The sequence below is a fragment of the Nibrella saemangeumensis genome (genome assembly GCF_039541915.1).
GTDB lineage: Bacteria > Bacteroidota > Bacteroidia > Cytophagales > Spirosomataceae > Nibrella > Nibrella saemangeumensis.
Map to the genome: position 1 here is coordinate 75,114 of NZ_BAABHD010000010.1, position 22,116 is coordinate 97,229.

Below are 22,116 nucleotides of genomic sequence, written 5' to 3' on the forward strand. Positions count from 1 at the left end.
ACATGACGCTCACTTTTGCCGATCTGGCCATCCGCTATTACCTAAACCTTTCCGATCCGGGCGATCTGCCGCCGGGCATATCGGTGCTGAATCCGTACCGGCAGCCGGAGGTGCAGACAATCGTCCAAACGTTCTTTACAAAGTACTTCAGTGACCACCAGCCACGCGTGTATGTGCTGGGTATTAATCCGGGCCGTTTTGGCGCTGGCGTTACGGGCATATCATTCACCACACCCCAGGCGCTGATCAACCACTGCGGCATCGATAACCGGCTGCCGCCTACCCCCGAGTTATCGAGCCGGTTTATTTACCGGGTAGTCGATGCGTTTGGCGGTCCGGCCGCTTTTTACGGCCGGTTTTTTCTGACCTCCCTGTACCCGCTGGCGTTGGTGAAACAGGGTAAGAATTACAATTTTTACGACGACCGCGGGCTTACAACAGCCCTGTGGCCGTTTATTACGGAGACGGTGCGTCAGCAGATTGGTTTTGGCTGTGACCGCCGGGTAGCCGTATGCCTGGGCCGGAAAAATGAGGTCTACCTGCAGCGGCTGAATGATCAGCAGCGCTTCTTTGACAGGATCGTTACCCTGGACCACCCCCGATACATTCTGCAGTACCGCAGCCGGGAAGCCGATGCCTACGTGGAGCAATACATCCAAACGCTGGCCGATTGTATGTAAGACCAGGGGGATAGGTTTTGCAGAAGCGGAATGATTTTCCTAAGTTGGCATTAAAAACCGATTAAAGGCATGGCTTGCCGGCTGCAAACCTGCCGTATACGAACCTTTTACGGGAGTCAGATCCATACTGATACTTTTTACGCAAACGTCCGTCTAAGTACAGCAATCCGGGGCTAATAGCCCCTAACTGTCTGCCATCATAGCTAACCGGTCCTGATGAAGGTAACTGAACGAAATAATGTGCGGATAACCGGCAATCCGGCCGCCAGCCAAACCATCTTATTTGCCCACGGATTCGGCACCGACCAGACGGCCTGGGCTGAGGTGGCGCAGGCGTTTGCCGACGATTACCGGCTAATCCTGTTTGATATGGTTGGGGCCAATGAGCAGACCGTCCGCTATTTTGACCCGCGCAAATACAACCGGTTACCGGTCTTTGCCGAGGATCTGCTGGATATTATGGACGAACTTCAGCTCCGGAATGTGATTTTCTTAGGTCATTCGGTAGGGGGTATGACCGGCATCCTGGCCGCCATTGAGGAGCCGGATTGGTTTTCGCGCATGGTGTTGTTAAATGCATCACCGCGTTACGTCAATGACACCGGATATACCGGCGGCTTTGATGCCGAAACGCTGGAAGGGATTTTTGAGCAGATGGATAGCAACTATCATGCGTGGGCCAGCGGCTTTGCTCATTTGACCATGCAGAACGCCAACCGCCCTCACCTGGCGCTGGCTTTTGCCAGAACCTTGTCGGCCATGCGACCCGATGTCGCGCTGGCTACGGCCAGGGTGATCTTTTACTCCGACCACCGGACCGATATAGAAAAGCTACGGCAGCCTACGCTGCTGATCCAGGGCAATCACGATATAGCGGTGTCCCCGCAGGCTACGCATTACCTGCACGACCATATTCCGGATTCCTGCCTGGCATTTATTGATTCCGAAGGCCATTTTCCGCACATCAGCGATGCCGGGGAAGTTGTACGAACAATCAGACCATTTCTGAACTGAACCGAACCGGCTATGGAGTGGAGGCAGTTTCAACAGCAGTTTTACCGGGTAGCGCCAGGCAGGTCTACTACCGCGCTCGAAACGGTGCATGCGTATGTTACACTGGTGAAGGCGTATACGCAGGCCGACAGCTGCTATATGCTCCGCGAACGCGATGAGTGGACGGCCGACGTGTCGTACGTGCATCCGGTCATACCGGTCCCTACCTCCATAAATCCGACGCAACTGGCGGAACTGACCGAAACGACCGACTTTTTTATGGAGCCGGACTTTACCCCCCGCCGGCCGATCAAAACGCTATTGGGTCCTTATGTGCAGGTAGCCGGCCTGCGCGTGGTGACCGATTCCCTGAAAGGATGGATCCTGCTCGCCTGGCGGCAAACGACCGAACCGGGCGCTGCCGATGTGGAGATGGCGCTCCGGATGCTCGGCGACAAGGTGACTATTTTCCGGCTTGAAGTCAGCCGTCTGAATCTGGAGCAGCAATACGAGTTTTTGTTTGCCACTATTCCGCAAGCGATTATCCGCATTAACGAAGACGATAATACGGCTTGGGTAAACCAGTCGGCGATTGAACTGCTGGATCTGGAAGCCGATAACCTGCGCCCCATGGCGGCTGCCGTATCGGCCGGTATGATGCGGCTCCGCAACCAGGCCACCAACCAGACCGACATCAACGAAGCGGCCGGGCAGTTGCTGATGGACTCCCGGTTTGTGACAAAAGAGTGGATATGGACCTTTGCCGACAAGGTACTGAGCGTGCTGACGAAGCCGATCCGGACCAGTTACTTCAAAGGCCGTATCTGGCTGTTTAACGATGTGTCGGAGCTCTATCAACTCTACAGCCAGCTAGACGAACAGCGCCGGTTGCTGGTCCGGCAAAATGAGCAGCTGGCCGACGCTAAAAGCGAAATAGAAAACCTGATCGGTGTCATTGCCCACGACCTGAAATCTCCGCTGGCAACCATCAGCTTTGTCTTCGATTTTCTACCCATGCTCGGATCCCTCAACGCCGAGCAGCAGGATAACATCAATTATGGCCTGAAAACCGTGAAGCGCGGGGCCACGCTGATCGACAGCATCGTATTTTATAACAAGCTCATCTCGTCTACCGAGCCGGTGCATACGATGGATATGGAGCTGAATGATCTGCTGGAGGTAGTCGTGGATGGTTTTGAAGCGCAGGCCCGCCAAAAGCAGATAAAGCTGCACCTGAACGCTCCCGATGAAGCGGTTATGCTGCATACCGATCCCGAATCGCTGGTGCGAATCCTGGATAATCTGATCAGCAACGCGCTGAAATTCTCGCTGTTCGGCAAAAATATATTTGTCAACAGCTACCTTAAACAGGGCCAACTTTATATCGCCGTCCGCGACGAAGGACCCGGTATCGGGCCGGACGATATGCCCAGATTATTCAAACGGTTTCAGCGGCTCTCAGCGCAGCCGACCAATAACGAAAGTTCGTCGGGCCTTGGCTTATCTATCGTGAAGTCCCTGACCGAAAAGCTGGGAGCCACCATTGAGGTCGAAAGCGTAGTAGGAGAGGGGACGACATTCCGGCTGGCATTCCCCAGTCACTTCATCCGGAAGAACAACCCAAACGATGTTTTTACACCAGTTTAAGTATCGTTCCCCGGTTTTCGTTTCAGCCGGCCGGCGGGGTTTCCGGCCCGCCCGGATACAGGATTTTGCGGTGCGCTCCTGAGAACCGACCGCCTGTCCGTAAGTATTTGTAAGTATTAAAAACTCTGCGACCTTTGCGAATTCTCTGCGCTTGCTCATAACAGCGCGCTGAAATCGGTACGCAGTGAACACGACTAACTATGCTGATAACAACTACATCAAACATTGAGGGAAAGAGCATCAGAAAGTACATTGGCCTGGTAAACGGCGAAGCCATTATCGGAGCCAACTTTGTTAAGGATTTCCTGGCCGGCATCCGGGATGTTGTGGGCGGCCGTTCAGGTGCTTATGAGCAGGGCCTCCGCGAAGCCAAAAGTATTGCCATTAAAGAAATGATGGACCAGGCCCACCGCCTGGGGGCCAACGCGATCATCGGCGTTGATCTGGATTACGAAACCATCGGCGGCAACGGCTCCATGCTTATGGTGAGCTGCAACGGCACGGCCGTGGTGGTTGAGTAAACAGTAGGCAGTTAGCAGTAGGCAGAGTTTGGCGGCCCACTGGTGGCTTTATTTTCTGCCTACTGCACACTGCCTACTTAAAACTTATCATCGTCATCATCTTCCTCTTCAAAGCGGCTGCCGGGACTGAACATGGAGCCCAGGAGATCTTTGAACTGCTGGCCGGTGTCCATGGCTTTTTTGCCGATGAGTGAGTGCTCGGCCAGGCCGTGCAGGGCGAACTCCATCATAAAGATTCTTTCCTGGCGGCTGAGCCGGGTGTGAAACTGATCGATCACATCATCCAGACCGTCGATGGTGCGCAGCCGGTTTTCGTAATCGCGGTTGCTCAGTTCGTTCAGAATGTCGATGGTGTTCCCGTCTCCGAACCAGTCCGATATTTTTTTGTAAGGATTACCCCGCTTGTCTTTCTTGGCCTTCTCCGGATTCGGGAAGTACTGTAGGAACTGGTTGCGGATGGCTTTGCCGATCAGATTCTGAGCCACAATGACGGGGCCTTCTACCTCCCCTTCGTATACCAGTTCCACCTTGCCGCAAATGGCCGGTACCGCGCCGTACAAATCGGCAATCCGCACGTACGTTTCTTTCTCGCCGTTCAGCAGCGCCCGGCGCTCCGCCGACGATAGCATATTCTCAAAGGCCGAAATGGTCATCCGGGCCGATACACCACTCTTGGAGTCGACATATTCGCTCTCGCGGGCTTCAAAGGCCACCTGCTCGATCAGGTCGGCGATGAGGTCGTTGGTTTTAACCAGCCCTTTCTGCTCGGTCTTGATAACCGCTTCCTGCTGCGTGATTTTCTTGCCGATCTCGATGGATTTCGGATAGTGGGTAACAATCTGACTGTCGATCCGGTCTTTCAGGGGTGTTACAATGCTGCCCCGGTTCGTATAGTCCTCCGGGTTGGCGGTAAACACAAACTGAATGTCCAGCGGCAGGCGCAGCTTAAAGCCCCGGATCTGAATATCGCCCTCCTGCAGAATGTTGAACAGCGACACCTGGATGCGGGCCTGGAGATCCGGTAATTCGTTGATCACAAAAATACAGCGGTGTGAGCGGGGTATCAGGCCGAAGTGGATCGTCCGCTCATCAGAGTAGGGCAGCTTCAGCGTGGCCGCTTTGATCGGGTCAACGTCGCCGATCAGGTCGGCCACTGATACATCGGGTGTAGCCAGCTTTTCGGTATAGCGGTCGTCGCGGTGGAGCCAGGCAATGGGTGTGTCGTCGCCTTTTTCCGCGATCAGATCGTGGGCGTAGCGCGACAGCGGATGCAGAGGGTCATCGTTCAGTTCCGATCCGGCGACCACGGGAATATACTCGTCCAGCAGATTGATCATCAACCGGGCGATACGCGTTTTGGCCTGCCCGCGTAAGCCGAGCAGGTTGATATGATGCATGGATAAAATGGCGCGTTCAACATCCGGAATAACCGTATCTTCGTACCCCCAGATACCCGGAAAGACGACTTCCTTATCCCGAATTTTTTGTATCAGATTTTCCCGTAACTCCTGCTTGATTGAACGTGGCTGATAACCGGCGGCTTTAAGGTCACCCAGGGTTTTAAGCTTCAATAAATGGTTTGCTTTCAGGCTGTGGTAGCTCATTAACTCGCGAATTGAAAGGATGGGTAATTTGTCGGATAACAGGGTTTATGCATAAATGGTTTTATGACTTTTAAATTGGCTATTTTTGTCAGATATCAGTTTGTACCGGATCCGAAATCCGACGTTATGAATAGTCGTATACCCGCTTTTTTTCTTGTTCTTCTTTTGATTAGCCTTCAGAGTTGTCAGGTTCAAAAAACGCTGCCTGAGTTATGGCAGTTGTTTCCCAACCAGGCTGCGGTAGGTGAAGAATTTACGCTCAAAGGGGCTCAGTTTGGTTCTAACCCAACCGTAACTCTTGGGCAGTCGGGGAGTTTTGTAACGGCCGATATCCGAAGCCACGATGAGCAGACCATCAAAGCCATAGTGCCCCGGTTAGCCGCCGGGCCAACGCAGGTACGGGTTACCAACACTAACGGGGTGTCTGATCCGCTGCCTTTTATCATCTTGCAGCCCAAGCCGGTGCTGGCGTCGGTTGTGCCGGTCAACGGGCTGCCGGGAAGCCGGGTAACGCTGACAGGCGACTTTCTGGATAAAGTAAAAAGCATTCGATTCGGAGAGGTACCGGTCAGCGAGATTACGCCGACTTCTCCGCAGGAAGTTGTAGTGACGGTACCGGCTACTATACCTCGTGGCCCCGTGACGGTTACCGTCGACACCGAGGGGGGTAGCAGTACCGGTGAATTTATCGTGACTGGTACGCCGGAGGTTACCAGCTTCACCCCCAAACGTGCCAAAACCGGTACCGAACTGGTCATTCAGGGCCGGAACCTGCTGGATGGCGTTGTGCGTATCAATGGCCAACTTACAGACAAAGACCAGACGCAGGTTCGGGATACCGAGATCCGCACGGTGATCCCGACCACTGCGACTACCGGTAAGATCTCCATAACGGTATTTGAGCGGGTGCAGGCTACCAGCGCCGATACGCTCTTTATTGTAGCCGCCCCTGTAATTAACGCCAATGGCCTAAGCATAACTGAAGGGATCGCCGGGGATAAACTAACGCTTACAGGTCAGAATCTGCGGGATGTGACCAATGTCTCTTTTGGTACACTAACTGCCGTGTTTAAGGTATTGAGTGACACACAACTGGACGTAACCGTACCCGAGCGGAGTCAGGTGGGCGAGGTACCGGTAACCGTCAGTGGGATCGGTGGCAGTACCACGAGCCAGCAGGCGTTTCTGTTCATTCAGATACCCGCCAGTCTTGTGTTTACTCCCTCCCGCACTGGCCGGGGTAAAGAGGTCGTGATTACCGGCCAGAACCTCCATCGCATTACTGACGTAACGGTGAATGGTAAAACGGCCATGATTGTCCGGCGTACCGAAGGCACCGAGGTCCGGGTGACCGTACCCGTCGATGCCACTACCGGGCTCGTTGCCGTGACCAATCGCGCCGGTACCGCTACCACTACGCGCAGTCTGACGGTGGTGCAGAAAGCAGTGGTGACCAGCTTTACCAGCAGTACGATGGTGGGCGGTCGGGTAATCATCAAGGGTAATTACCTGCAGGACGCCAGCGTTTTCTTTACGGGTAGCCGGACGGCCGCAATAGCTGATGGCCGCAATGAAGAGACTGAACTTTGGGTGAAAGTGCCCGCTGATGCCCAAACGGGGCCGCTTACCGTCACCAACGAATCTGGTGAAACGACCACGACGCCGGAATCCTTTACGGTTCTGCGGCTGCCGTCGGCGCTGGAGTTTACCCCAAAAACGGGCAAAGCCGGTGATGAGGTTACGCTGACGGGGCAAAACCTGACGGCTGTAAAAGATATCCGGTTCGGCGGTGGAAAATCAACTGCGGCTAAATTCCGGCAGGCCGGTAATGCGCTGATCGTAACTGTGCCGGCCGACGCGCTCACCGGCACCATCTGCCTCACCACCGATGCGGGCAGCGTGTGTACCACCAGTAGCTTTACGGTGGAATAATCTGTTCTTACTCGGCTTTTTGTTTTTTTACCGTCAGAATAGGTTCGTGCAGACCACGTGACTTTATGCAGAAATGGTTGATTCATTTCTGCGTACAAAACGCGCTGCTATTCCAACCAATGAACCCTATAATTTATCTTAGCTGTAAACGATGATCAATATGAAAAGTGTTGAATTTTGTATATGCCTGATCGCTTACATTTTACTAGGCCATACCTCAATGGCGCAAGCCCAAAGACGGAGTGAGGCTCAGCCAAGTCATGAGCCCATTCGTATAAAGCGCCTGTCGGCTGAGGAGATCGTTGATTCTCCGGAGGGTACCACAAGGATAAAAAAAGCAATAAACTTATTTGATTACCCGAAAGGAACCATTACGTATGTAGTCAACGGACGAACAACAAAAAGTGTGCGGTATGTCAAAAGGCAGTTATCAGGTAAAGAAATCACTAGACTATCAATTGGAAACCCGGATATAAATGGCAAACGAGTTATTGACATAACGTACGAATAAGCCTGAGATAGTCCGCCATTATAATCCCAAATGTCGATTTCGGCAACGGACCTGTTGGAGCCGGTTCGCCCTGTTCGTCACGAAACAGTCGCGGACGAGAAGAACAGAATCAGGTCTCCGGCACTACCGGAGACCTGATTCTGTTAAAAAGAGACAGGAATTTCCACTACGGTTGTGTCCCAGCCGAGCCGCATAACGGTATCGTTACCGTTAGCTTTGGCAAATTGAATGGAGAGGTTTTCAAGCGGTGTGCCCGATTTTTTGACGGGTGCGGTCACGCGCAGTACGTCATTTTCCTGTTTGTAAGAATAAGCGCCCCAGTAATCTAAATCTGAGTTCAGGATGATTGTCCATTCGTTTTCGCCCGGAATGGTAAATAACGAGTAGGTGCCCGCTTTCACCTTTTTACCCCCAATGGTAGCGTCCTGATAAAACTTGATTTCTGTAGCTTCATTGGCTCCGGTTCGCCATACTTTACCGTATGGAATTAGTTTTCCGAACACTTCGCGATTATTTTTGGCCGGTCGGCTGTAAATAACCCGCACCAGGGCTTTGTCATTGCCTTTGCGGTCATGGGCGAAGTTGTCGGGGTAATAGGCCATATCCATCGGGCTTTTATCGGTCCCGCGAAAGTCCTGAGCCTGAAGGTCTACCGTAATTAGTACCAGTAAGAAAAAGAACCAGCGTGTTTGTTGCATAAGGTTGTTGGGTTAAGAGTAAGCAACCGCCTAATATAAGGAACCGGCAATTATTTTTACCACAAATAAGTATAGGCAGCCGCTGGTTGCCTATTGTGTTTAATAATAAGAATCAATCATGAATACAACCATCAACCACTCGTTTGAAAGCCGGTATGCTACCTCACCTAATGAGGTGCAACAGATGGATACCGATACGCTCCGGCGTAATTTTCTGATCGACAACCTGTTTATCGCAGACCAAACCCGCTGGGTACTTACCTTCTTCGACCGATACCTGACCGGGGGCGTTATGCCGGTAGCCGGTCCGGTTACGCTGGAGACTCCCGAAAACCTCAAAGCCAGTTTCTTTCTGGAGCGTCGGGAACTAGGCATTATCAATGTAGGCGGAGCCGGACAGGTCATTGCCGACGGCGAAACGTTTGAGCTTGCTTACAAAGAGGCTCTCTACATCGGCAAAGGTACTCAGGTTATCCAGTTTGTATCCACCGACGGTAACGCTCCGGCGAAATTCTATCTGAACTCAACACCGGCTCACGCAACATATCCCACCCGTAAAGTAGCCCGTGAGCAGGCGGAGATTGTAGAGTTGGGCAGCATGGAAACGGCCAATCACCGCGTCATCAATAAGCTTCTGGTCAATAGCGTACTGCCAACCTGCCAGCTTCAGATGGGCATGACGGAGCTAAAATCCGGCAGTGTGTGGAATACCATGCCGGCGCACACCCACGACCGCCGGATGGAGGTGTACTTTTACTTTGAAGTACCCGAGGGGCAGGCGGTTTGTCATTTTATGGGCCAGCCGCAGGAGACCCGCCACATCTGGATGCAGAACGAGCAGGCCGTAATTTCACCCAACTGGTCTATTCACTCAGGTGCGGGCACATCGAACTACACCTTTATCTGGGGTATGGCCGGCGAAAACCTGGACTATAGCGATATGGATTTCTGCCCCATTCCGGCTTTACGATAGGTTTGGGTTTCATGTGTTAAGCTGAGCGCCACCTAAACATGAGCCATTAAACACCGAACCAAAAACGAATTGATTTTAAAGTCTGTGCGAACATTTCCGGCGTATCGTAGTAGTTAACAGGGAATATCATTCTGAGAAGAAATTGAATTCTTAACTATACGTACGTTATGAATGGCTCTTCAATCAAGAAATTTCTCGGCGATACCTGGGTGCTGCTGAAAGCGTCCGGGAATGGGTTTATGGAAGACCGGGCGCTGAAGCTCAGTGCGGCCCTGGCCTATTATACCGTATTTTCGATCGCTCCGCTGCTGGTGCTGCTGATGTCGCTGGCTAGTTTGTTTTTCGGAGAAGAAGCAATACAGGGCCAGATTTTTGGCGAGATCAATGAATTGGTCGGCGATAATGCCGCCAAACAGATTCAGGAGATGATCAAAAATGTCCGGCTCTCCGGCAATACCACCACGGCGCTGGTCACCGGTATGGTAACCCTTCTGGTAGGTGCCACTACGGTCTTCATCGAGATCCAGGACTCCATCAACATGATCTGGAAGGTAAAGGCAAAACCGAAGCGTGGCTGGTTGAAAATGCTTAAAGACCGGCTGCTGTCGTCGTCACTGGTTATCAGCTTAGGCTTTCTGCTGGTCGTTTCGCTGGTTGTGAACAGCATGGTGCTGGCGCTAAGTGATATGCTTACCCGCGTCCTACCGGACATCACCGTCTGGCTGGTCAATGGAATCAACCTCGTTATCAGCTTTGGCGTTATTGCCGTCCTCTTCGGCATCATCTTTAAATTCCTGCCAGACGTTAAGATCGCCTGGACGGATGTAAAGTGGGGAGCCTTTTTCACGGCCATGCTCTTTCTGGTGGGCCGTTACCTGATAGGTCTTTATATTCAGACCACCGGCACCGAGTCAACATACGGAGCGGCCGGGTCGCTGATGGTCTTGCTGGTCTGGATCTATTATACGGCTGCCATTTTGTACTTTGGAGCCGAGTTCACCCAGGCCTACGCCAGCCATTTTGGCGTAAAGATTGCACCGGCCGATTATGCCGTTTATGTCGAGCAGCACGAAAAAGAACTGGAGGTTAGTAAGCTACCGAATCAGAACACCGGTTCTGATAAAGAGAAGAAAGCCCCTGTGGCTGGTTGATCGGTTAACTGGTTCATTGGTTACCAGCCAACCAATGAACCAGTTAACCGATCAACCAGTTAATCGGACCACGGCCCGTTGGCAGACTCCGCCAACGGGCGGATTAAATTTCGATACGCTCACTTCCACCGACTGCACGTGGGGGTAACGTGTGCGAATCTCTTCAATGATTGAATGGGCGATGTGTTCCAGCAGCCGGGCCGNTGATTGAATGGGCGATGTGTTCCAGCAGCCGGGCCGGGCGCTGCATGGCGGTGGCGGCAATGCGGTATAGCTCTTCGTAGTTAACTGTCGCACTCAGCCGGTCTTTCCGGGCGGCTTCCGAAAAGTCAGTGGTGACGGTGATGTCTACCGAATACTTGTTGCCAATTTTCTGCTCCTCGTCATAAAAGCCGTGGTAGGCGAAAAATTCGAGGCCCTCCAGCGTGATGGTTCCCACTAAAACTGATCGAAAAACGAACCGCCATTCTTTTTCGGCTGACCAGCCTGAGCCTCCATAGGCACACGCTCCGGTTGTCCGCTGGGAGCCGGCTCTTCTATTACAACCGGTTCGGCGGCTGGCACAGGCTGTCTCTCCGGATCTGCCGGTGCATCGACCGGCGGGTTATTCGTTGGCACAGATGCTGAGTGGGTTTGCTGTTCTACCGCTTCGGTAACGCCGGCCGTAATCTCCGGCGACGATTCTGCTTCAACCGGCGCGGTTTCTTCCTGCTCGGTCAGGGGGCCGGTCTGGTCAATGGCGGGCGTTGCCGGCTGGCTGTCGGCTGCGTCGGCCGGGGTATCGGTGTTAGGCGGGGCAACTTCTATTTGGGAGGCTACTTCGTCAATTTTGCTTTTTACCGATTGTTTGGCGTATTTCTTTTCGAACCGGTCGACGCTGTCCAAGGCATTATTGGCCAGGGTTTGGATCTGCACCATCAGGTTTTCCTTGTAACGCTCCATCGCTTTAAAGTCACTTTCGATGGACTTCAGGTCGTTCAGGATATTTTCCTTAATGTACCGGGCCTGATTTTCGGCATCCTGCACCAGAATAGCCGATTTTTTTCGGGCTTCGGCCAGAACTTCATCGGCCTTTTGCCGCGATTCGCCCAGATACTGCTCGGCCGCCCGGTTGGCCTGTTCGGTAATCTGACTGCTGGTATCTTCGGCAGTCTTGAGCGTTTTAAACAGGATCAGTTCGACTTCTTTCAGCTTGTTGAGCTCTTTTTCGGCCAGTTCAAGCTGCATTTTAAGCATTTTATTTTCGCTGATAATCCGTTCCCACTCTTGCGATAAAGAGTTTAAAAAAGCGTCAACCTCTTCTGATCTATATCCCCGTAAGCCCTTCTCGAATGTATGCTGACGAATTTCGATGGGTGTTATTTTCATACGAACGTTCCGTTTTGGTGCCTGCTTGGCCTCGAAATGTGGAAAAGTAACAGCCTTTAATTGGAAAAAGCAACAAAATGGCCGGAAATTCCACTTCCTGACCCATTCATTTAGTGAAAACCAGCTTCTGTAACGTCCCAAAGCGAGATGGTTCGATCGTCGCTGGCAGAAATGAGCTGGTTCTGATGGCTCGTCCACAGCAGTTTGTTGACCGATGTACCATGCCCGGCATGGCGGGCGCGGTCCACTACTTTCAGGAGCCGCAGGGTGGCCGCATCCCAGATCTTAATGGCTTTATCCATACTGGCCGTGGCCAGCCACCGACCATCCGGACTATATGTGACGTGGTTGATGGCAAACATATGGGCCACTACATCGTGGACCAGGGTATAGCCGGCTTCTGCATCCCACACTTTCAGGTGGGCATCGCGGCCGGCGGTGAGCAGGCACCGGAAATCCGGTGAATACCGCACCGTAAAGACGGAGTTGGTATGTGTCGTGAGGGTATGTTTGAGCGTGTTTGTTTCCAGGTCAAAGATCCGGACGGTATGGTCACTGTAGCCCACCGCCAGTTCACGCTCTACGGGATTGATGCTGATGCTGCGGGCGCTCTTGTCGGACGCTTTCAGGTGACGCCGAACCGCAAACTCACTGGTATCCACCTGGGCTACAACGCCATCTGACAAGGCTATGTAGGCCGTCTGCCGGTACACCTGGATGTCGAATATGGCTGCCGAGGTAATTTTCAGGGAGCGCATCTCCTTCTTCTGGTTGGGATCAATCACATGGATGCCTTCGTAATTCTGCCCGATCCACAGCCAGCCACTCGCAGGGTCGAACGCCAGAGCGTAGACTGATGCCGGTACCCGGGCCACCAGATCCCCCAGGTCGGGGCGGTCGAGCCGCCAGCGGACCACCAGTCCGTCAGCTCCGGCCGAAAAAAAGGTTTCGGGCGTGGCACCGCTTTCGAGGGAATATACACAATCGCGGTGTCCGCCGAAGGTATCTATCTTTCGCACCTGCATGGATGAGCAACAGTAAATTGGTAATTTCGGGACAAAAATAGTTTTTTACGCCAAAATGCCTCAGTACACAGCCTTTCCCTTTAATTCGGAATGCACCGCCCTTTTGTGGAAAATTGAGGAAGATGAAGAGAGTCTGCGGATCGGACTGCCACTGACAGAACCGGAATGGGCTGATCTGGGCGGCATTACGCATCCGGCTCAACGGGTAGAGTGGATGGCCTGCCGGGCGGCCATGCGGCTGCTGGCGGAGAGTCAGGGACTGACTTATGCGGGCCTGTACAAAGATGAATTTGGCAAACCCCACCTGATTGCTCCCGCAGACTTTAATGCCGGTCATATCTCGCTGACGCATACAGCGGGCTGGGCGGCTGTGGTCTGGCACGCCAGCCGGCCGGTTGGTATCGATATTGAACCTATACGGGAGCAGTTTGTACGAGTAGTGCCCAGAGTATTGTCGGAAGTTGAAACAGCCCATGCCGGACAGGACCTGATGCGGCTGGCGGTCTACTGGTGCGCCAAAGAGGCTTTGTATAAACTGTATGGCAAGCGGCAACTGACCTTTCGCGAACACCTCATCATCGAGCCCTTCGCCGACGGGGCCACGCAGCTTAACGGCCACGTCCGTTTGCCCGATCACGAAGAAAAGCTCACCATCTGTTGCCGCACTACCGGGCCGGGGCTGTTGGCCGTGGCGTTTTAAAAGGTGAAAGAGCGAGAGCGTGAAAGAGTGAGTAGCTTCGCCAATTCAGCCTGCGCAGCCCACTCTTTCACGCTTTCGCTCTTTCACTTTTAGCTCTTATTCGAATAATCCGACAGCGGCAGCGTATCTTCGTCGTCTTTAATGGAGTCCAGAATCCGCTCCACTTCTTTGACCCGTTCGGCATCGCTGTTCTTTTCAAACGAGAGCGTCAGGTTGCGCAGCATCCGGCGGATGATGTCCAGGTTGGAGCAGGGCTGATAAAACATATCGGCCTGCTTCAGGTTCAACTGGGCAATGTAGTGGTCGATGTCGTTCTTGGAGAAAACCAGCCCCCGGTTGAACACGTTAATGTAAAACTGCACACCGGCGGGTGCTTTATAGGTTAGCACAAACAGGTTCGGAAGGTTAACGCCATAGATAGGCAACCCGATCTTATTAGCGACAAGCATATAGATCACGCACAATGAGATGGGATTCCCCCGGCGTGTCTCCAGCACCTGGTTGATCATTGAATTGGCCGGCGAATGGAAATGCTTGGTGTTGGCCGCAAACTTCAGTTTGTTGAAAAAAACGTTGTTGAGCGCCCGCACCTGATCAACGGGGTGCATGTCTGTTTTTACCTCCAGCCAGACTTCGTAATACAACTGTTCCAGGTCCTGCCGCAGCTTGTCGAGCGACAAATCGGGGTACTGGTAGGTTGCCACCACCCAAAGTCCTTCCAGCAGGTCCATGGCCCCGCCGTTTTTCCAAGTCTGCATCCGCTCCAGCACCGACTGGTACTGAAGATCATGAATGAGTTCTTCAATTCGTTTTTGTAAGCCTGCGTTGAAACTGCCTTCCCACTCACTTTCGAGATAAGGAATCATTTGGCCACCAATCTGGCGGATGCGTTTCTCTACGTGCTGCACTACCTCCTGATCTTCGTCGTCGAGCAGGGATATTAAAGCTTTGATTTCGCTATCGTTCATCGTGTTGTTTTCAGGAAATGGGTCGGTGTCCCCCAGAATAAATAGTGTTTTCAGAAAGATACCGAATTTTATACTTTTGTCCGCCTTCCGCAAGCCATTTTGCGGAAGGCCTCTCTGCAAGTAACAACAAAATTTAGCAAAAAAACGATTTGGTATCTACAGATAGTTCAACCCAAAAAATTCTGGTTACCGGCGGAGCGGGGTTCATCGGCTCCCATACGGTGGTGGCGCTGGTCGAGGCCGGTTTTGAGCCCATTATAGTTGATAATTTTTCGAACTCGGAGCCGGCTGTGCTCGATGGCCTGCGAAACATTCTGGGCCGCGACGTTACCTGCTACCATGCCGACTGCAACGACGCTGCGGCCATGGCGGAGATTTTCGGGAAGGAGCAGCTGACCGGCGTTATTCACTTTGCCGCCTACAAGGCCGTTGGCGAATCGGTGCAGAAACCCCTGATGTATTACCGAAATAACCTGGATTCGACTATGCTGCTGCTGGAACTGATGCCGCAGTATAATGTGCAGAACCTGGTGTTTTCGTCGTCCTGCACGGTGTATGGGCAGCCCGAGACCTTACCCGTGACGGAAGAGACTCCCCGGTTGCCGGCGCAATCACCCTACGGCAATACCAAAGCGATCTGCGAAGATATTATCCGGGATGTGGTACTGGCTAAGATGCCCATCAAGGCATTCTCGCTACGTTATTTTAACCCCATTGGCGCTCACCCCTCCGCGCAGATTGGTGAGTTACCCCGCGGAGTGCCGGGTAACCTAGTGCCTTATATTACCCAAACAGCGGCCGGACTACGGGAGCAACTGACGGTGTTTGGCTCCGACTACAATACCCCTGACGGTACCTGTATACGTGACTTTATTCACGTCATGGACCTGGCCGACGCTCACGTCAGCGCTTTGCGGTTGCTCAATCAGACTAACACAGATAATCTGTATGACGTTTATAATATCGGTACTGGTCACGGTGCTACTGTTCTGGAGCTGATTCGTACGTTCGAGGAGGTGAATCAGATAAAGGTCAACTACACGATTGGGCCTCGCCGGCCGGGTGATGTTGAGCAGATTTACGCCACAGTCGACAAGGCCAATCAGGACATGGGCTGGCAGACACAGCGCTCCCTGGCCGATGCCCTGCGCGACGCGTGGGCGTGGCAAAAGAAATTGAGTAACTAGTTTAGGTTATTGTTTCAAGTTCCATGTTGAAACTGGCCTAATCGGAATTGAAACTTGAAACCTGGAACGGCACCGGCCGCCCGGCTGAAACCTAAAACGATTTATGAAAAAGATTCTAATTACCGGCGGAGCCGGCTTCATCGGCTCCCACGTTGTTCGGTTATTTGTGACAAAATATCCAGAGTATCAGATTTACAACCTGGATAAATTGACGTATGCCGGTAACCTGGCAAACCTTCGCGACATTGAAAAATCTCCGAATTACACCTTTGTGCGGGGGGATATTACCGATGCTTCTTTTCTGGAGTCGATGTTTGCCGAAATGCAGTTCGACGGGGTGGTTCACCTGGCAGCCGAGTCGCACGTCGATCGCTCCATCACCGACCCTATGTCGTTTGTGCTGACAAACGTGGTTGGTACGGTAAACCTGCTGAATGCTGCCAAAACCAGCTGGAGCCAGTCGGGCGGTTTCGAGGGCAAGCGCTTCTATCACATCTCGACCGACGAGGTGTATGGCTCACTGCACAATCCCGACGAATTCTTTACGGAAGAGACTCCCTACGATCCGCAGTCGCCATACTCGGCTTCCAAGGCAGCCTCCGACCATTTTGTCCGGGCCTATGGTAATACCTATGGCCTGCCGGTGGTGCTGTCGAACTGTTCCAACAATTACGGCCCCAATCATTTTCCGGAGAAGCTGATCCCGCTGATGATCCACAACATCCGGAACAATAAGCCGTTGCCGGTGTACGGTAAAGGTGAAAACGTCCGTGACTGGCTGTATGTTATCGACCACGCCCGCGCCATTGATGTGATCTACCACAACGGCCGGCTGGGCGAGACCTACAACATCGGAGGCTTCAACGAATGGCGAAACATCGACCTGGTCCATTTGCTCTGTGGCATTATGGACCGCAAACTGGACCGTCCGGAAGGTACCTCCGCCCAACTGATCACATACGTAACTGACCGGGCCGGTCACGACCTGCGTTATGCCATTGACGCCCACAAGATCATGAACGAACTGGGCTGGCAACCATCCGTTCAGTTTGAGGAAGGGCTGGAAAAAACCGTCGACTGGTTCCTGGCCAACCAGGAGTGGCTCGACAACGTCACCTCTGGCACGTATCAGAAGTATTACGAAGACATGTACGCAAACCGATAACTATCGATTGAATGGTTGAATGGTTGAATGACTGAATAGAACACATAGATGCCTGGCTTACGTATCAATTCAATCATTCAACCATTCAAGCATTCAACCATTCAGAGATATGAAAGGTATCATTCTCGCCGGGGGCTCCGGCACGCGACTGCATCCGCTGACACTGGCCGTCAGTAAACAACTCATGCCGGTGTACGACAAGCCGATGATTTATTATCCGTTGTCGACGCTGATGCTGGCCGGTATCCGCGAAATTCTGATTATATCGACCCCCCACGATCTACCTAGTTTCGAGAAACTGCTGGGCGACGGTTCCCGGCTGGGTTGCTCGTTCTCCTACGCCGTGCAACCGGAACCGAACGGACTGGCGCAGGCCTTTGTGATTGGCCGCAAGTTTATTGGTTCCGATAAAGTCGCGCTAATTCTGGGCGATAACATCTTCTACGGCTCGGGTATGTCTGAACTGCTCCAGGGCAATTATGACCCAGTTGGCGGGGTAGTATATGCTTATCACGTGCAGGACCCCGAACGCTACGGAGTTGTGGAGTTTGACCACGGGATGAACGTGCTCTCCATTGAAGAGAAACCCAAAAAGCCGAAGTCTAACTATGCTGTGCCGGGCCTGTACTTCTACGATAATCAGGTAGTCGATATTGCCCGTGATCTGGCTCCCAGCCCACGGGGTGAATACGAGATTACTGATGTAAACAAGGAGTATCTGGAAAGAAAACAATTGAAAGTAAGCATTCTGGACCGGGGAACGGCCTGGCTGGATACAGGTACGTTTACCTCCCTAATGCAGGCCGGCCAGTTTGTGCAGGTGATCGAAGAGCGTCAGGGGCTGAAGATTGGCTGTATTGAAGAGGTAGCTTACCGGATGGACTTCATTAATGGGGAGCAACTCACCGAGATTGCCCAGCCACTGGTGAAGAGCGGGTACGGGCAATATTTGCTGAATCTGTTGAGGTAACAGAATGGACCAGCCCTGAGCATCGGCAACCCGGCCGCTGGTACGTGCCAATGGCCGGGTTGCCGATGCGGCTTCTGCCGGTTCTTAACTCCTTCCCACTCCCAACAAAACAGCGGCAGCACCGCATCATTATATAAGCTGGTTGCTGCCGCTGAGACTAAGTAGAAAAGGTTTACTCATTAATGCCGCAACCATAACCAGGTAAGGTATCCAAATGTTTTCATGCCTGGGGTAAGTGCCTTACGGGAATTCACGGGCATTTGGTAAAGTGCCTGCGTATATTGAATCATCTTACACTGACGTACAACAAGCTACAGCCATGAAATATTACAACTCCATCATCGACACTATCGGTGATACCCCCTTAGTCAGGCTCAATAAAGTTAACAAAGGCATCAAGGGAACTATTCTGGCCAAGGTCGAATACTTCAACCCCGGCCAGTCGGTGAAAGACCGGATCGCGATCCGGATGATTGAGGATGCCGAAAAAGCGGGACTAATTAAACCCGGTGGAACGATTATTGAAGGAACCAGCGGAAACACCGGTTTTGGTCTGGCGCTGGCGGCTATCGGCAAAGGCTACAAGTGCATCTTCACCATGGCCGACAAGCAGTCGAAGGAAAAGATCGATATACTGCGGGCGGTGGGTGCCGAGGTGGTGGTTTGCCCCACCAACGTGGAGCCGGACGACCCCCGTTCGTACTACTCCGTTGCCAGGCGACTGAACCGGGAGATACCCAACTCGCTGTATCCGAACCAGTACGATAACCTCTCTAACACAAACGCTCACTATGATACGACCGGCCCGGAAGTCTGGCGCGATACCGACGGCCGGATCACGCACTTTGCGGCTGGTGTCGGCACGGGCGGGACCATCTGCGGGACGGCCAAATACCTGAAGGAGCGCAACCCGGATGTTGTGACGATTGGTCTGGATACCTACGGCTCCGTTTTCAAAAAATATAAGGAAACCGGTATTTTCGACGAAGGCGAAATTTATCCTTATCTGACCGAAGGGATCGGGGAGGACATTCTACCGAAGAACGTTGATTTTAGCCTGATTGACCTCTTTATTAAAGTAACCGACAAAGATGCCGCGATCATGTCGCGCCGGTTGTCACGGGAAGAGGGGCTCTTTGTTGGCTGGTCGTGCGGTACGGCCGTACACGGGGCACTGGAGTATGCCCGTGATTATCTGAAGGAAGACGACGTGATGGTGATTCTGCTGCCTGACCACGGCACCCGCTACCTGGCCAAAATCTACAATGATGCTTGGATGAAGGATCATGGTTTTCTGGAGTCGCGCGAGTTTGCGACGGCCCGTGACATCATCCACAAGCGCAACAACAAAGCAGGCTTAACTACTATCGGCAAGAGCGTGACGGTCAGTCAGGCTATTCAGGTACTGAACCGCCAGGGCATTTCGCAGATACCCATCACCGACGAAACAGGCCATATCGTCGGCAGCCTCACCGACTCCACTATCCTAAACAAACTAATTGACGACCCTACCATCAAAGATGTGCCGGTAGGTGAGGTAATGGACAAACCCTTCAAGTTCGTCGGCCTAGACAATACCGTTGATGTACTTTCTTCGCTCATCGACCGCGAAAACAAAGCCCTGCTGGTCCGTGACGAAAACGAAGAAACCCACATCATCACCCAGGCAGATCTGCTGGCAGCTATTTCTATTTAGCAGGCAGTTTGCAGTATTCAGTCTGCCCACTGCAAACTGAATACTGCAAACTGAAGACTACCTCCGGTTATCCTCTCCCGCCACCATGCCCAGGTAGCTCCAGTAGCGGCTTTCGGCGATGTCGCCGGTCCCAACGGCGTTTTTAACGGCGCAGCCGGGTTCGTTGATATGGAGACAGTTATGGAAGCGGCAGGTATTCAGGAGATCGCGCATTTCGGGAAAGTAGTGGCTGATCTCTTCTTTCTGCATATCGGCCAGACCAAGCTCTTTGATACCCGGTGAGTCGATGATAAAGGTGTTGTTGGCAAGTTCGAACATCTCGGCAAACGTGGTAGTGTGTACCCCTTTGTTGGCGTAGGTCGATACTTCATTCGTCCGTAGATTGAGATCAGGCGCTATGGCATTGACGAGTGTTGATTTGCCCACGCCCGAATGCCCCGACAGCAGCGTAATCTTGTGGTTGAGCAACTGCCGGAACTTGTCGACACCTTCGCCTTCAGTGGCGGAGGTAGCCATACAGGTGTACCCTATCGACTCATAGAGATTGATGATTTCCTGCTGGTAAGCCAGGCCCTCTTCATTCAGAATATCCGATTTATTGAAGACCAGCGTGGCCGGTATGCGGAACGACTCGGCAGTGACCAGAAAGCGGTCGATAAAGCCCAGAGACGTGCGCGGGAAGGTGAGTGTGACGATCAGAACAGCCTGATCGATGTTGGCGGCCAGAATATGGCCGTGCGCCGTTTTATGCACCGACTGCCGGATGATGTAGTTTTCGCGGGGCTGAATATCGCTGATGATCGCCGTATTTTCCGTCTCATCTTCCACTTCATACAGTACCCGGTCGCCCACGGCAATCGGGTTGGTTACTTTAAGCCCCTGAAGTTTAAATTTTCCTTTAAGACGCGCGCGGTAAACGTGACCGGATTCGCTCCGGACGTCGTACCAGGAACCCGTGGAGCGTATGACTAAGCCGTTTTGCAAGGTTGAATCAGCGGTTAAGTGTTTGGGCAAATACCTGTTTTACCACTTCCATAACTTTCTCCGTTGCGCCAATGTTCCGGGCAACATAGTGGCGGCTCATCTCGCCGGCCTGTGCCAGGGCTTTTGGGTCGTGGTACAGACGGGTCAAGGCACCGGCTAACTCCGCCGTATCCTTGACCGAAAAGGCAGCTCCAGCCTGTGTAAGGTCTACAGCTTCCTGAAACTTACCGTAGTTAGGACCAAAGAACAGTGGCACCCCAAACGTAGCGGCTTCCAGGATGTTATGCAAACCCTTACCAAACGCTCCACCGATGTACGCAAATTCACCGTACTGATACAGGGAGGAGAGCATGCCGATGTTGTCAATAAAGAGAATGTTGAATGAGTGAATGGTTGACTGATCGAATTGTGGAGTCTGGGTTTCTGAAAAGCGCAGGGAGGGTTGTTTTAACTCCCGTCGCCAGCGTTCTATTTCTTCGTTATGAATCTCATGCGGAGCCACAATTACTTTCAGGGGTTGCTGAAACTGGTTCAGAAACGGAATTAACACCTCCATATCGGCCTGCCAGGCGCTGCCAACGACCAGCAGGGGCGTATTTGCTTTGAAGTCACGGGCAACGGGTACTTCTTTCTTCGCGTCAGCTACCTGCTTCACCCGGTCGAATCGGGTATCGCCGGCGAGTGTCACATTGGTAACGCCTATCGATTTCAGTAGAGATACCGATTCCTGATTCTGGACCAGCAGGTAATGGAAGTAGTGCAGGAAGCTGCGATAGAAGTTGCCGTACGGTTTGAAAAAGATCTGGTTCGGCCGGAAAATAGCCGAGAAAGAGACAATAGGTATGTGTTGGCTGCGAAGTTCGCGGAGATAATTGTACCAAAACTCGTATTTGATAAAGAAGGCAATTTTCGGTTTGACCACCTGCACGAACTGGCGCGCATTTGCCGGCGTATCAAAAGGCAGGTAGAAAATGTAGTCGGCACCGGCGTAGTTTTTCCGGATTTCGTAGCCGGACGGGGAGAAGAACGTCAGCAGAATCTTGTAATCCGGGTATTGCTGCCGGAACGCTTCTATTACCGGTCTTCCCTGCTCAAATTCCCCCAGCGAAGCGGCATGGAACCAGGCAACCGGGGCCTGGTTAGCCTGTAAGGCAGACCGTATTTTTTCCAGAATCCGCTGCCGGCCCTGCACCGCCAGTCTGGCTTTTGGGTGGAAGGAAGCGGCAAGCGAAATAACGGACTGGTAGAGTCGAATGGAGGTATTGTATAGCGTAGTGTACAAACGTATGGGCTGATTTTGGTACAAAGCTACAAACTCTGCGTTATCCTCGTATGTCGTTTGA

19 protein-coding genes and 1 pseudogene are annotated in these 22,116 nt (G+C 52.6%); 12 read left to right on the top strand and 8 right to left on the bottom strand.

Features of this window, described 5'->3' with window-relative positions; all coding sequences use genetic code 11:
• The first annotated feature begins 2 nt into the window (after positions 1-2).
• The 4 genes from ABD949_RS04820 to ABD949_RS04835 all read left to right on the top strand — a co-directional run bounded on the left by ABD949_RS04820 (position 3) and on the right by ABD949_RS04835 (position 3,841).
• On the top strand, positions 3-680 hold the full coding sequence (locus tag ABD949_RS04820) for a uracil-DNA glycosylase family protein (RefSeq protein WP_345241148.1): 678 nt from the start codon (positions 3-5) through the stop codon (positions 678-680).
• Positions 681-896: 216 nt separating this feature from the next.
• Positions 897-1,694, top strand: coding sequence for an alpha/beta fold hydrolase (locus ABD949_RS04825; RefSeq protein ID WP_345241150.1), 798 nt, complete (start codon positions 897-899; stop codon positions 1,692-1,694).
• A 12-nt stretch (positions 1,695-1,706) separates the two neighbouring features.
• A complete protein-coding gene (locus ABD949_RS04830; RefSeq protein WP_345241153.1) occupies positions 1,707-3,320 on the top strand; it encodes a sensor histidine kinase in 1,614 nt (537 codons plus the stop codon).
• Between the two features lie 200 nt (positions 3,321-3,520).
• Entirely contained in the window at positions 3,521-3,841 is a 321-nt protein-coding gene (locus tag ABD949_RS04835) for a heavy metal-binding domain-containing protein (RefSeq protein ID WP_345241155.1), read from the top strand.
• Positions 3,842-3,918: 77 nt separating this feature from the next.
• Here the strand turns inward: ABD949_RS04835 and ABD949_RS04840 are convergent, their stop codons facing one another.
• A complete protein-coding gene (locus ABD949_RS04840; RefSeq protein WP_345241157.1) occupies positions 3,919-5,445 on the bottom strand; it encodes a P-loop NTPase family protein in 1,527 nt (508 codons plus the stop codon).
• A 126-nt stretch (positions 5,446-5,571) separates the two neighbouring features.
• Between ABD949_RS04840 and ABD949_RS04845 the strand changes: the two genes are divergently transcribed.
• The gene (locus ABD949_RS04845) at positions 5,572-7,377 is read left to right on the top strand and encodes an IPT/TIG domain-containing protein (protein WP_345241159.1); all 1,806 of its coding nucleotides are present in this window, start codon (positions 5,572-5,574) and stop codon (positions 7,375-7,377) included.
• A gap of 654 nt (positions 7,378-8,031) precedes the next feature.
• On the opposite strand, the gene ABD949_RS04850 is transcribed toward ABD949_RS04845, so the two are convergent.
• Positions 8,032-8,586, bottom strand: a complete 555-nt coding sequence (locus ABD949_RS04850; protein ID WP_345241161.1) for a DUF2911 domain-containing protein — start codon at positions 8,584-8,586, stop codon at positions 8,032-8,034.
• A 118-nt stretch (positions 8,587-8,704) separates the two neighbouring features.
• Between ABD949_RS04850 and kduI the strand changes: the two genes are divergently transcribed.
• Both kduI and ABD949_RS04860 read left to right on the top strand, forming a co-directional pair.
• Complete coding sequence (gene kduI / locus ABD949_RS04855; protein WP_345241162.1) at positions 8,705-9,559, top strand: 5-dehydro-4-deoxy-D-glucuronate isomerase; 855 nt, start codon at positions 8,705-8,707, stop codon at positions 9,557-9,559.
• A gap of 167 nt (positions 9,560-9,726) precedes the next feature.
• Positions 9,727-10,710: a YihY/virulence factor BrkB family protein gene (locus ABD949_RS04860; protein WP_345241164.1), complete on the top strand. Its 984-nt coding sequence runs from the start codon at positions 9,727-9,729 to the stop codon at positions 10,708-10,710.
• A 51-nt stretch (positions 10,711-10,761) separates the two neighbouring features.
• On the opposite strand, the pseudogene folB reads toward ABD949_RS04860, so the two are convergent.
• The 3 genes and pseudogenes from folB to ABD949_RS04875 form a co-directional block, all read right to left on the bottom strand.
• Positions 10,762-11,149, bottom strand: a pseudogene (gene folB / locus ABD949_RS04865) (dihydroneopterin aldolase).
• A complete protein-coding gene (locus ABD949_RS04870; RefSeq protein ID WP_345241166.1) occupies positions 11,149-12,078 on the bottom strand; it encodes a DivIVA domain-containing protein in 930 nt (309 codons plus the stop codon). The pseudogene folB and the gene ABD949_RS04870 overlap by 1 nt, the downstream one beginning before the upstream one ends.
• 110 nt (positions 12,079-12,188) lie before the next feature.
• The gene (locus tag ABD949_RS04875; protein ID WP_345241168.1) at positions 12,189-13,103 is read right to left on the bottom strand and encodes a WD40 repeat domain-containing protein; all 915 of its coding nucleotides are present in this window, start codon (positions 13,101-13,103) and stop codon (positions 12,189-12,191) included.
• Between the two features lie 55 nt (positions 13,104-13,158).
• Here ABD949_RS04875 and ABD949_RS04880 point away from each other — a divergent pair, with 55 nt between their 5' ends.
• On the top strand, positions 13,159-13,803 hold the full coding sequence (locus ABD949_RS04880) for a 4'-phosphopantetheinyl transferase family protein (RefSeq protein WP_345241170.1): 645 nt from the start codon (positions 13,159-13,161) through the stop codon (positions 13,801-13,803).
• A gap of 89 nt (positions 13,804-13,892) precedes the next feature.
• On the opposite strand, the gene ABD949_RS04885 is transcribed toward ABD949_RS04880, so the two are convergent.
• Complete coding sequence (locus tag ABD949_RS04885) at positions 13,893-14,771, bottom strand: transglutaminase-like domain-containing protein (protein ID WP_345241172.1); 879 nt, start codon at positions 14,769-14,771, stop codon at positions 13,893-13,895.
• A gap of 149 nt (positions 14,772-14,920) precedes the next feature.
• Here ABD949_RS04885 and galE point away from each other — a divergent pair, with 149 nt between their 5' ends.
• The 4 genes from galE (at position 14,921) to ABD949_RS04905 (ending at position 19,789) form a co-directional block, all read left to right on the top strand.
• Positions 14,921-15,958: a UDP-glucose 4-epimerase GalE gene (galE, locus tag ABD949_RS04890; RefSeq protein ID WP_345241174.1), complete on the top strand. Its 1,038-nt coding sequence runs from the start codon at positions 14,921-14,923 to the stop codon at positions 15,956-15,958.
• A 103-nt stretch (positions 15,959-16,061) separates the two neighbouring features.
• Positions 16,062-17,123: a dTDP-glucose 4,6-dehydratase gene (gene rfbB / locus ABD949_RS04895; RefSeq protein WP_345241176.1), complete on the top strand. Its 1,062-nt coding sequence runs from the start codon at positions 16,062-16,064 to the stop codon at positions 17,121-17,123.
• Between the two features lie 109 nt (positions 17,124-17,232).
• Positions 17,233-18,093: a glucose-1-phosphate thymidylyltransferase RfbA gene (gene rfbA / locus ABD949_RS04900; protein WP_345241177.1), complete on the top strand. Its 861-nt coding sequence runs from the start codon at positions 17,233-17,235 to the stop codon at positions 18,091-18,093.
• Positions 18,094-18,412: 319 nt separating this feature from the next.
• The gene (locus tag ABD949_RS04905; RefSeq protein WP_345241179.1) at positions 18,413-19,789 is read left to right on the top strand and encodes a cystathionine beta-synthase; all 1,377 of its coding nucleotides are present in this window, start codon (positions 18,413-18,415) and stop codon (positions 19,787-19,789) included.
• A gap of 57 nt (positions 19,790-19,846) precedes the next feature.
• On the opposite strand, the gene rsgA is transcribed toward ABD949_RS04905, so the two are convergent.
• Together rsgA and ABD949_RS04915 are read right to left on the bottom strand one after the other, a co-directional pair.
• Positions 19,847-20,773: a ribosome small subunit-dependent GTPase A gene (rsgA, locus tag ABD949_RS04910; protein WP_345241181.1), complete on the bottom strand. Its 927-nt coding sequence runs from the start codon at positions 20,771-20,773 to the stop codon at positions 19,847-19,849.
• Between the two features lie 7 nt (positions 20,774-20,780).
• Positions 20,781-22,055 carry a 3-deoxy-D-manno-octulosonic acid transferase gene (locus ABD949_RS04915; RefSeq protein WP_345241183.1) on the bottom strand — a complete coding sequence of 425 codons (1,275 nt, stop codon included), beginning with the start codon at positions 22,053-22,055 and terminating at the stop codon, positions 20,781-20,783.
• Positions 22,056-22,116: the final 61 nt, after the last annotated feature.